Below are 11,167 nucleotides of genomic sequence, written 5' to 3' on the forward strand. Positions count from 1 at the left end.
CGCCAGGCCCGCGGCCTCGCGGGCCCGCGCGACCAGCTCGGCGGTGCGCCGGGCGGTGCCGCTGGGGGCGTCGACCTTGTTCGGATGGTGCAGCTCGACGATCTCGACGGAGTCGAAGAACCGCGCCGCACGGGCCGCGAACATCATCATGAGCACGGCGGCGACGCCGAAGTTCGGCGCGACGAGCACACCCGTCTTCGGCACCTCGCCGAGCCAGCCGCGCACCGTCGCGAGGCGCTCGTCGTCGAAGCCGGTGGTTCCGACGACGACATGGCGGCCGGCCTCGACGCACCAGCGGATGTTCTCGAGCACCGCGTCCGGCGTGGTGAAGTCGACGACCACGTCGGCGGCAGCGAGCGGGCCGCGGTCCTCCCCGGCGTCGAGGGCGGCGACGAGTGCCAGGTCCGGCGCCGCCTCGACGGCGGCGCACACCGTGGCACCCATCCGGCCCCGCGCACCCAGCACACCCACCGCGAGCCGCTCGCTCATGCGTCTCCTCCTCCGCCCGCCGCCATGCCCGACCCGAAGAACGGGTCAGCGGGCGACGGCCGCGCTGAAGTCGTGGTCGTCGAACGGCCCGATGACGCCCAGGGCCCAGGGCTGCTCCGCCAGTTTCGCGGCGATCGCGGTGACGTCGTCGAGGGACACCGCGTCGACCCGGGCGATGATCTCGTCCACGGACAGCAGCTCGCCGTGGACCAGTTCGCTCTTGCCGAGCCGGCTCATCCGCGACCCGGTGTCCTCCAGCCCGAGCAGCAGCGAGCCGTGGCTCTGCCCCCGGGCCCGGTCGAGCTCCTCGGCGGTGATCCCGCGCTCGGCGATCGACCGGATCTCGTCGCGGGCGATCGCCAGCACCTCGTCGGCCCGCCGGGGCGCACAGCCGGCGTAGACGCCGAACAGCCCGGCGTCGGCGAAGTGGGAGGTGAACGAGTAGACCGAGTAGGCCAGCCCGCGCTTCTCCCGGATCTCCTGGAACAGCCGGGAACTCATGCCGCCGCCCAGCGCGCTGGTGAGCACCCCGAGGGCAAACCGGCGCGGGTCGTGGCGAGACAGGCCGACTGTGCCGAGCACCAGGTTGGCCTGCTCGGTGGGCCGTTCGGAGACGACAATGCCAGGCGCTGGCGGGTACTCGTAACGCCCGGCGCGCACCGAGGACGGGTGACCGCCGCCGGTGCCGTTGCCCCGACCGAACGCCTTCGCGACCAGCTCGAGGGCCTGGTCGTGCTCCAGGTTGCCCGCGACCGAGACCACCAGTGCCGGCGGGACGTACCGGGAGCGGTAGTACTCCGCGATCGTCTCCCGCCCGAGGCCCTCGATCGACTCGATCGTGCCGAGCACCGGCCGGCCGAGCGCCGAGGAGCCGAGCATCGCCTCGGCGAACACGTCGTGCACGACGTCGCCCGGGTCGTCCTCGTGCATGGCGATCTCCTCGAGGATCACGCCACGCTCGGCCTCGACGTCGTCCGCGGTCACCAGCGAGTTGGTGACCATGTCGGCGACGACGTCAACGGCCATCGGCAGGTCGGAGTCGAGCACCCGCGCGTAGTAGCAGGTGTACTCCTTGCCGGTGAACGCGTTCAGATCGCCGCCGACCGCCTCCACGGACGCGCTGATGGTCAGCGCGTCGCGCGTCGGCGTCCCCTTGAACAGGAGGTGCTCGAGGTAATGGGAGCAGCCGGCGGTCACCGGGGTCTCGTCCCGGGAGCCGACGCCGACCCACACGCCGATCGCGGCCGACCGCACCCCCGGCACGCGCTCGGTGATGACGCGCAGGCCGCCGGGCAGCACCGTGCGACGCACGGTGCCGTCCAGCAGAGACTGGCTGGCTGAGCCCGCGGAACCCGGGTCACGGGCCAGGCCGGGCAGGGGGATGTCGGTCATGACGCGGCGATCAGGACGCTGCCGCCGCGTCCGCGGCCTCGGCACTCGGCGAGAGGCTGATCTTGCCGCGGCTGTCGATTTCGGTGATCTCGACCTGGAGCTTCTGCCCCACGGTGAGCACGTCCTCGACCTTCTCCACTCGCTTGCCGCCCGAGAGCTGCTTGAGCTTGGAGACGTGCAGCAGACCGTCTCGGCCGGGGGTGAGCGACACGAACGCGCCGAAGTTGGTGATCTTCACGATCGTGCCGAGGTAGCGCTCGCCGACCTCGGGCATCTGCGGGTTGGCGATCGCGTTGATCGCCGACCGGGCGAGCTCGGCCGCCGGGCCGTCCGCCGCGCCGATGTAGATCGTGCCGTCGTCCTCGACGGTGATCTCGGCGCCACTGTCGGCCTGAATCTGGTTGATCATCTTACCCTTGGGCCCGATGACCTCGCCGATCTTGTCGACCGGGATCTTCACCGAGATGACCCGCGGGGCGTGCGCGGACATCTCGTCCGGGCTGCCGATGGCCTCGGCCATCACGTCGAGGATCGTCAGCCGGGCGCCGCGGGCCTGCTGCAGCGCCGCCGCCAGCACCGAGGCCGGGATGCCGTCGAGCTTGGTGTCGAGCTGCAGCGCGGTGACGAAGTCGCGGGTGCCGGCGACCTTGAAGTCCATGTCGCCGTAGGCGTCCTCGGCTCCGAGGATGTCGGTCAGCGTCACGTAGGCGTCGTCGGCGTGGATCAGGCCCATCGCGATGCCGGCCACCGGCGCCTTCAGCGGCACACCGGCGTTGAGCAGCGACAGGGTGCTCGCGCAGACCGAGCCCATCGACGTCGAGCCGTTGGAGCTCAGCGCCTCGGAGACCTGGCGGATCGCGTAGGGGAACTCCTCGCGGCTGGGCAGCACCGGCAGCAGCGCCCGCTCCGCGAGCGCCCCGTGGCCGATCTCGCGCCGCTTCGGCGAACCCACCCGACCGGTCTCACCGGTGGAGTACGGCGGGAAGTTGTAGTTGTGCATGTAGCGCTTGGTGCGGTCGGGGTTGAGCGTGTCGACCGTCTGCTCCATGCGCAGCATCGCCAGCGTGGTCACGCCGAGGATCTGGGTCTCGCCCCGCTCGAACAGCGCCGAGCCGTGCACCCGCGGGATGTAGTCCACCTCGGCGGACAGCTCACGGATCTCGGCCGTCGACCGGCCGTCGATCCGGACTCCCTCGGTGACGATCCGGGAGCGGACGAGCTTCTTGGTCAACGCCCGGTAGGCGGGGGCGATCTCCTTCTCGCGGCCCTCGAACTGGGCGGCGACCTTCTCGAGCGCCAGTTGGCGGACCCGGTCGAGCTCGGTCTCCCGCTCGGCCTTGCCAGCGATGCGCAGCGCCGCGGACAGCTCGTCGCCGACCGCCGCGCTCAGCGCGTCGAGCACGTCGTCGTGGTGATCGATGAAGACCGGGAACTCCCGGGTGGCCTTGCCGGCGAGCCCAGCCAGCTCGCTCTGCGCCCGACACAGCTCGCGGATGGCGGGCTTGGCAGCCTCCAGGCCAGCCGCGACGACCTCCTCGGTCGGCGCCGGGGCGCCGCCCGCGATCAGCTCGACCGTGCCCGGGGTGGCCTCCGCCTCGACCATCATGATCGCGACGTCGCCGCCGTCCACGACGCGGCCGGCGACGACCATGTCGAAGGTCGCCCGGGCCAGCTCGGAGTGGGTCGGGAAGGCGATCCACTCGCCGTCGACGTAGCCGACGCGGGTCGCGCCGATCGGGCCGGTGAACGGCAGGCCGGACAGCGTCGTCGACGCGCTCGCCGCGTTGATCGCAACGACGTCGTAGAGCGTGTCCGGATCAAGCGCCAGCACCGTGGCGACGACCTGGATCTCGTTGCGCAGGCCCTTCGCGAACGAGGGGCGCAGTGGTCGGTCGATGAGCCTGCACGTGAGGATCGCGTCCTCGCTAGGCCGCCCCTCGCGCCGGAAGAACGAGCCGGGAATGCGCCCGGCGGCGTACATCCGCTCCTCGACGTCCACCGTCAACGGGAAGAAGTCGAGTTGTTCCTTCGGCTGCTTGCTGACTGTCGTCGCCGAAAGCACCATTGTGTCGCCCAGGTAGGCGACGACCGAACCGGCGGCCTGCCTGGCCAGCCGACCGGTCTCGAACCGCACCGTGCGGTTGCCGGCCGGAGTCGCAATGACTGCCTCGGCCGCATGTGTCGAGTCGTCCACTCGAACCACTCCATCCTCTTTGTCGGCCGGGTCCACGCAGCCGATCTTGATCTCCGGCCGGGTCCGCGTCCTCGAAGATGCCGATGCCGGTGCTCAGTCGAAGCCCCCGGGGCCACGGGTCAGGCCCGCTCCCGGCGACCACGACCGAGGACCGGCGGCTCTCGCCACCACGGACCCGGTCAGGTCCTCCGCCCGCCGACGGGCGATCCCGCCGACGGGGCGACGCATCCGGAGTTCTACCCCCGATGCGTCAGAGGGAGCGTCCCCGGCGGGGCCGCTCCCTCTCCGCGCTATCGCCGAAGTCCGAGGCGCTCGATCAGCGCCCGGTATCGGTTGATGTCCGTCTTCGACAGGTAGTTCAGCAGTCGGCGGCGGCGACCAACGAGCAGCAGCAGGCCACGACGGCTGTGGTGGTCGTGCTTGTGCACCTTGAGGTGCTCGGTGAGGTCGCTGATCCGCCTGGTCAGCATCGCGACCTGGACCTCCGGCGAGCCGGTGTCCCGTTCCACGGTGGCGTAGTCGGACATGATCTTCTGCTTGACGTCGCTCGCGAGCGGCACGCTGCACCTTTCCATTCTGTCTCGGGACGGCGCGCGCCCGGGGTCTTCAACACCCGGACCGACACCCCGGTCGGCGGCCTGTTCGCCGCCTGATCCGGTCACGCCGCACCCGCCTGATCCCGAAGCCTATCAATCCGAGGGGAACCGGCCGGCCACCGGCCGTCCTGCGGCCGTCCACGGACCTGCGGACGCCGCCCGCGCAGCGGAACTCCCGGCCGGACAGGGGGCACCCGGGCGCGGTCACACGGGCAGCGTGACCGCCCGGGTCGTCTCGACATCGGCGGCCATCTGGGTGACCAGGTCGTCCACCGAGTCGAACCGCAACGTCGGGCGCAGCCGGTGGGTGAACTCGTAGGCGAGGTACTGACCGTAGAGATCCCCGTCGAAGTCCAGCAGAAACGCCTCGACCCGCCGTTCCCGCCCGGCGAAGGTCGGATTCGTGCCGATCGAGATGGCGGCCGGCTGGCGCCGGTCGGCCAGGCAGGCGAACCCGGCGTAGACGCCGTCCGCCGGCACTGCCGCCCAGGGCGTCACCTCGATGTTGGCCGTCGGGTAGCCGATCGTCCGCCCGCGCGCGTCGCCGTGCACGACGACGCCCTCGACCCGGTGGGGACGCCCCAGCGCGGCCGCGGCCGCCTCCACCTCGCCGTCGGCGACGCGGCGGCGGATACCCGTCGAGGACAGCACCTCCTCGCCCGAGCGGACCAGGCGGACCCCTTCGACCTCGAACCCCGCCCGGGCCCCGTCGGCCGTCAGGGTGGCCAGCCTGCCGGCCGCCCGGTGGCCGTAGCTGAAGTTCTCCCCTACCACCACGACGCTCGCCCGCAGGTGATCGACCAGCACGTCGCGGACGAAGTCCGTGGGCGGGACTCGGCTGAACTCCGGCGTGAACGGCTGCACGCACAGGGCGTCCACGCCGATCGCCGCGAGCAGCTCCGCCTTGTGACGAAGCGTCGTCAGCAGCGCGGGATGACTCCCGGGGCGCAGCACCTCCCCCGGATGCGGGTCGAAGGTGAGCACCCCGGCGCGCTCGCCGCGCTCATGGGCACGCCGCACCGCACGACCGATGATCTGCCGATGCCCGAGGTGCACCCCGTCGAAGAAGCCGATCGTGACGACCCCGCCGCCCCAGTCGGCCGGCGTGTTCTCCGCGCCTCGCCACGTTTGCACGGGGGAAGCCTAGGACATTCTCGCGCGGCGCGGTCCGGCCGGCACCCACCGTCGGCGGGGCGCCGGTCACGCCGGGGCGAACACGACCAGCGAGCGGACCGCGTCCGCCGTCTCCTCGACGAGGGCCAGCACTGCCCCGTCCGGGCCGAAAACACCGTAGGTCCCCGGTTGTCCGACCGGGGCCAATCGGCGGCCATGGGACACGTCGACCGCCGCCGGGGCGGGCACATCCCGGCGGGCGAACCCCGCTGCGACCGCCTCCGCCAGCGGAGTCACCGCCGCGCGGCCCAGCTCACCGAACGTGTCGAGGCTCACCGCCCGGTCCAGCCCGAACGGTCCCACGACCGTGCGCCGCAGCGCCGTCAGATGCCCTCCGCAGCCCAGCGCCGCGCCGAGATCGCGGGCCAACGCCCGGATGTAGGTGCCGCTGGAGCAGCTGACCGTCACGTCCAGGTCGGTTCCCGCCGGATCGGGCGTGCCGCCCGTGCCGCGGCGGGCGAGCAGGTCGAAGCGGTGCACCGTGACCCGCCGGGCGGCGAGGGTGACCTGTTCACCCGCGCGCACCCTGGCGTAGGCGCGCACCCCGTCCACCTTCACGGCGCTGACGCTCGAGGGCACCTGATCGATCACGCCGGTCAGGGCCGCCATCTCCCGGGCGAGTCGATCCGGTTCGACGTCGACCGGCCGGTCCTCGAGCGGCTCGCCCTGCGCGTCATCGGTCGTGGTCGTCCGGCCGAGGCGGATCGTCGCGTCATACACCTTGTCCGTGAGGGCGAGGTGGCCGAGTAGTCGGGTGCCGCGCCCGGCGCCGAGCAGCAGGACGCCGGTGGCCATCGGGTCGAGGGTGCCGGCGTGGCCGACCCGGCGCTGCCCGAGGATGCGCCGGGCGCGCGCGACCACGTCATGCGACGTGCACCCGGCCGGCTTGTCGACGACGACCAGCCCGTCGACCTGCGGACCGGCGACCGGCCGGGAACGCGGGCTCACCGCACTCCCAGGGGGCGGCCCACCGGCCCGACGCGCCCCGACGCGCCCGCGACGGTCACGTCCGGCCCGGCCCGGGCCGGTGCCGGCACCGCCGCGCGTCCAGCAGCGTCATCCGGGCCGGTGAGGGCCCGGATCGTCGGGCTGGACAGCCGTGGAGCGCCCGCGAGGGCCGCCCGCACCTCGTCCATGAGCGCACCGAGTTCCGCCGTGGAGGCGAAGCCGGCGGCGAGGTGATGGCCGCCGCCACCGAGGCCGGTGCACAGCGCGCCCACGTCGATGCCACCGAGGGAGCGCAGGGAGACCTTCCACGCCCCGCCCTCCTGCTTGCAGATCAGCGCGACCTCCACCTCCGACACCATCCGCAGGGTGTCGATGAACCCCTGGATCTCGTCCAGGGCGACGCCCGCCCGGCGCAGATCCTGCTGCCCGCACCAGGTCCAGACCAGATCGTGCTCGGGCTCCAGGCGGGCCCGGTCGATGACCACGCCGAGCAGCTTGAGGCAGCCGAAACGGTGGCTGTCCCACAGGGCCCGGCTGATCAGATCATGGCGGATGCCGGTCGCCAGCAGCCTGGCCGCGAGCCGGTGCACCGCGGGGTTCGTCGCCGGGCGCTGGAACGACACCGTGTCGGTCACGAGCCCGGCGTAGATCGCCGCGGCCATGTCCGCGTCGAGCGGCACGCCGAGGGCGTCGATCACGTCAACGACCAGCGCGCTGGTCGAGGGCGCCTCGTGATCGACCAGGTTGAGGTCACCGAAGCCGGTGTTCGAGAGGTGGTGATCGATCACGGCCACCCGGGTCGCCGCGGCCAGGTGCCCGAGCCGCCCGAGCCGAGGCCGGCTGTCGGCGTCCAGACAGACGACCAGCCCCGGCACATCGGTGATCAGCACCGGATCGACGAGCAGGTCCTGACCGGCGAGGAAACCCAGCGTGCGCGGTACGGCGAACGGCTTCGCGTCGAAGCTCACCCGCACCCGCCCGCCCGCCGCCCGCAGTGCGAGCCCCAGGGCCAGTGCCGAGCCGAGACTGTCCGCGTCCGGGTGCACGTGCGCGACGAGAAGGATCTCCGCGCGCGCCGACACGGCGTCGATGAGAGCCGCCACCAGCTCCGCCCGCGCCGCGCAGGACGGCGGGTCCGGCGTGTACTGGCCCCCCCGGAGCGCCGGCGGACCGACAACCGCCCCGGAATCGCTCACCTCGGTCATCGCCAATCCCCTCGCCGTGTACGCCACCGTCCGGTTCGCGGACGGCTCGTTCCCGTCAGCGCCGAGTCACTCCCGATACCCGGACGTTGGCGCGCCTTCCGATGAGGCCCGATCAGGCTCCACATCATCACCACTGTCAAGATCATCCGTGGCGAACGGGTCGCCGGCGGCGGCGGCGTCGGCGTCGTCCTCGGCGACCCGCGGATGCCGATAGGGATCCTCGTCACCGGCCGGAAGCGCATCACGGCGGGCCTCCGCGAGCCGTGCGTCCCGCTCCCGGGCGACGCTGAGCAGGTCCTCCATGTGCTTCGCGTCGTCGGGCAGTCTGTCGTGCACGAACGTCAGGGTCGGGGTGACCTTCACCCCGGTGGCGCGGCCAACCTGGCTGCGCAGCAGGCCGCGCGCCGATTCGAGCGCCAGCGCGGACGCGCGCCGGTCGTCCTCGTCGCCGTAGACGGTGTAGAAGACCGTCGCGTCGACCAGGTCCGGCGTCACCCGCACATCTGTGACCGTGACCATGCCCAGCCGAGGATCCTTCACGCCGCGCTCCAGCGATGACGCGACGATCTCACGAATCCGCACGGCCAGCCGCCGTGCACGGGCCGGATCAGCCACCGTCCACCTCCTAGCTCCGTCTCCCCCACCGCGGACTCCCACGCTCGACCATCCGCGCGGGCGCCGCCGGCGCCGTGACGCCGAGGCTGTCCCGCGCCGCGGAGAGCGTCCCGCGCCGCGACAGGGCTCTTTCGGTCAGTCCGGGCTGTTTCCGTCAGTCCGGGAGATCCGCCGGCAACGGCGGGTCGGCGTCGTCCTCGGCGAGGAGACGCTCGCGCGCGGCGAGAATCTCCACCTCGGGCCGCTGCGCCACGAGCTGCTCGCACGAACGCAGGACCTCCACGCAGTGCGCACGGTCGGCGGCGACCACCGCCATGCCGACCTCGGCGCGGCGGTGCAGGTCGAGCGCTCCGGTCTCAGCGACGCTGATCGCGAAACGGCGGCGCAGCTCGGCCACGATCGGCCGCACCACCGACCGCTTCTCCTTCAGCGAATGCACATCCCCGAGAAGGAGATCCAGGCTGAGGGTCCCGATCCACATGATCGTGTCCCGCTGTGTGGCACGGGCCGGGCGGTGCCGGCCGGAGTGATCCGGCCGGCACCGATCAGCCATGTGTCTCAGGCGCGGGGAACCTCCCGCTGCTCGAACGCCTCGATCACGTCGTCGACCTTGATGTCGTTGAACGAACCGAGACCGATACCGCACTCGTAGCCCTCACGGACCTCGGTCGCGTCGTCCTTGAACCGCTTGAGCGACTCGACCGTGAGGTTGTCCGCCACGACCACGCCATCGCGGATGAGGCGTGCCTTGACGTTGCGGCGCATGATGCCGCTGCGGACCAGCGCACCCGCGACGTTGCCCATGCGGGGCACGCGGAAGACCTCTCGCACCTCGGCGGTGCCGAGCTGGGCCTCCTCGTAGACCGGCTTGAGCATGCCCTTGAGGGCGTTCTCGATGTCCTCGAGGGCCTGGTAGATCACCGAGTAGTAGCGGACCTCCACGCCCTCGCGGTCCGCCAGCTCCGTCGCCTTGCCCTGCGGCCTGACGTTGAAGCCGATGATCACCGCGTCCGACGCCGACGCCAGCATGACGTTGGTCTCGGTGATCGCGCCGACGCCACGGTCGATGATCCGCAGGCCGACTTCGTCGCCGACATCGATCTTGAGCAGGGCGTCCTCGAGAGCCTCGACGGAACCGGAGACGTCGCCCTTGAGGATGAGGTTGAGCTGGGTCTTCTCGCCCTCCTTCATCCGCTCCAGGATGTTCTCCAGGGTCGGACGGCCACGGCTGAGCGCGAGTTCCGCGTTGCGCTCCCGGGCCTGGCGACGCTCGGCGATCTGGCGGGCGACCCGGTCCTCGGGCACCACCAGGAAGTTGTCCCCGGCATCGGGGACGCTGGTGAAGCCGAGCACCTGCACCGGCCGGGCGGGCCCGGCCTCGGTGACCTGGCCACCGTGCTCGTCGAGCATGGCGCGGACGCGGCCGAAGGCCTCGCCGGCGACCACCGAGTCCCCGACCCGCAGCGTGCCGCGCTGGACCAGCACCGTCGCCACCGGACCGCGACCGCGGTCGAGTCGACCTTCGATCGCCACGCCCTGGGCCTCCGTGCCCGTCGCCGCCCGCAGGTCCAGCGAGGCGTCGGCGGTCAGGATGATGGCCTCGAGCAGGCCGTCGATGTTGGTCTTGTTGCGCGCGGAGACGTCGACGAACATCGTGTCGCCGCCGTACTCCTCCGCCAGCAGGCCGTACTCGGTGAGCTGACCGCGGACCTTGGCCGGGTCGGCGCCCTCCTTGTCGACCTTGTTGACGGCCACGACCACCGGCACGCCGGCCGCCTGGGCGTGATTGAGCGCCTCGATCGTCTGCGGCTTCACACCGTCGTCCGCCGCGACCACCAGCACCACGATGTCGGTGACCTGGGCACCACGCGCACGCATCGCGGTGAAGGTCTCGTGACCCGGGGTGTCGATGAAGGTGATCGGCCGCTCGTTGCCGTCGACCATGGAGCGCACCTGGTAGGCGCCGATGTGCTGGGTGATGCCGCCGGCCTCGCCGGCGACCACGTCGGTGAAGCGGATGGCGTCGAGGAGCTTCGTCTTACCGTGGTCGACGTGACCCATGACGGTCACGACCGGTGGACGGATCGTGAGCTCGACGTCGTCGTCGTAGTCGCCGCCGAAGGTCAGGTCGAAGCTCTCCAGCAGCTCCTTGTCCTCGTCCTCCGGGCTGACGATCTGCACTTCGTAGCCCAGCGTCACGCCGAGCAGCTGCAGCGTCTCGTCGGTGCAGGACTGGGTCGCGGTCACCATCTCGCCGAGCTGGGTGAACACGACCTGGACCAGCGCGCCCGGGTTCGCGTCGATCTTGTCGGCGAAGTCCGCCAACGACGCTCCGCGCGGAAGTCGGATGGCCTGCCCGTTGCCACGGGGGACCATCGCGCCCATGCGCGGCGCCTCGAGCCCGCTCTCCCATTCCTGCCGCTTCGCGCGCTTGGACTTGCGCTGGCGACCGGGGCGTCCACGGCCACCGGGGCCGAACGCACCGGCCGTCGTGCCGCCGCGACCACGGCCACCCGCGGCCGGCCGACCGCCGCCACCGCCACCACCGGGACGAC

10 protein-coding genes are annotated in these 11,167 nt (G+C 71.9%); all 10 read right to left on the bottom strand.

Going from position 1 to position 11,167, the window contains the following annotated elements:
* Positions 1-489 (bottom strand): 4-hydroxy-tetrahydrodipicolinate reductase (locus tag MXD58_RS10710; RefSeq protein WP_250609272.1); only part of this gene is annotated, 489 nt, incomplete at its 3' end.
* A 45-nt stretch (positions 490-534) separates the two neighbouring features.
* Positions 535-1,881 carry a M16 family metallopeptidase gene (locus tag MXD58_RS10715; RefSeq protein ID WP_248838268.1) on the bottom strand — a complete coding sequence of 449 codons (1,347 nt, stop codon included), beginning with the start codon at positions 1,879-1,881 and terminating at the stop codon, positions 535-537.
* Positions 1,882-1,891: 10 nt separating this feature from the next.
* Positions 1,892-4,075: a polyribonucleotide nucleotidyltransferase gene (locus tag MXD58_RS10720; RefSeq protein WP_248838267.1), complete on the bottom strand. Its 2,184-nt coding sequence runs from the start codon at positions 4,073-4,075 to the stop codon at positions 1,892-1,894.
* A 290-nt stretch (positions 4,076-4,365) separates the two neighbouring features.
* Positions 4,366-4,635 carry a 30S ribosomal protein S15 gene (rpsO, locus tag MXD58_RS10725; protein WP_009742365.1) on the bottom strand — a complete coding sequence of 90 codons (270 nt, stop codon included), beginning with the start codon at positions 4,633-4,635 and terminating at the stop codon, positions 4,366-4,368.
* A 240-nt stretch (positions 4,636-4,875) separates the two neighbouring features.
* A complete protein-coding gene (locus MXD58_RS10730) occupies positions 4,876-5,805 on the bottom strand; it encodes a bifunctional riboflavin kinase/FAD synthetase (RefSeq protein WP_248838266.1) in 930 nt (309 codons plus the stop codon).
* Between the two features lie 66 nt (positions 5,806-5,871).
* The gene (gene truB, locus MXD58_RS10735; protein WP_248838265.1) at positions 5,872-6,792 is read right to left on the bottom strand and encodes a tRNA pseudouridine(55) synthase TruB; all 921 of its coding nucleotides are present in this window, start codon (positions 6,790-6,792) and stop codon (positions 5,872-5,874) included.
* Positions 6,789-7,997, bottom strand: coding sequence for a DHH family phosphoesterase (locus MXD58_RS10740; protein ID WP_248838264.1), 1,209 nt, complete (start codon positions 7,995-7,997; stop codon positions 6,789-6,791). The genes truB and MXD58_RS10740 overlap by 4 nt, the downstream gene beginning before the upstream one ends.
* A 66-nt stretch (positions 7,998-8,063) precedes the next feature.
* Positions 8,064-8,612, bottom strand: a complete 549-nt coding sequence (gene rbfA, locus MXD58_RS10745; RefSeq protein ID WP_248838263.1) for a 30S ribosome-binding factor RbfA — start codon at positions 8,610-8,612, stop codon at positions 8,064-8,066.
* A gap of 154 nt (positions 8,613-8,766) precedes the next feature.
* Positions 8,767-9,093 carry a DUF503 domain-containing protein gene (locus MXD58_RS10750; RefSeq protein ID WP_248838262.1) on the bottom strand — a complete coding sequence of 109 codons (327 nt, stop codon included), beginning with the start codon at positions 9,091-9,093 and terminating at the stop codon, positions 8,767-8,769.
* A 77-nt stretch (positions 9,094-9,170) separates the two neighbouring features.
* Positions 9,171-11,167: translation initiation factor IF-2 (infB, locus tag MXD58_RS10755; protein WP_250609273.1), on the bottom strand; the 1,997-nt coding region annotated here is incomplete at its 5' end.

The sequence above is a fragment of the Frankia sp. AgKG'84/4 genome, assembly GCF_023242965.2.
Lineage (GTDB): Bacteria > Actinomycetota > Actinomycetes > Frankiales > Frankiaceae > Frankia.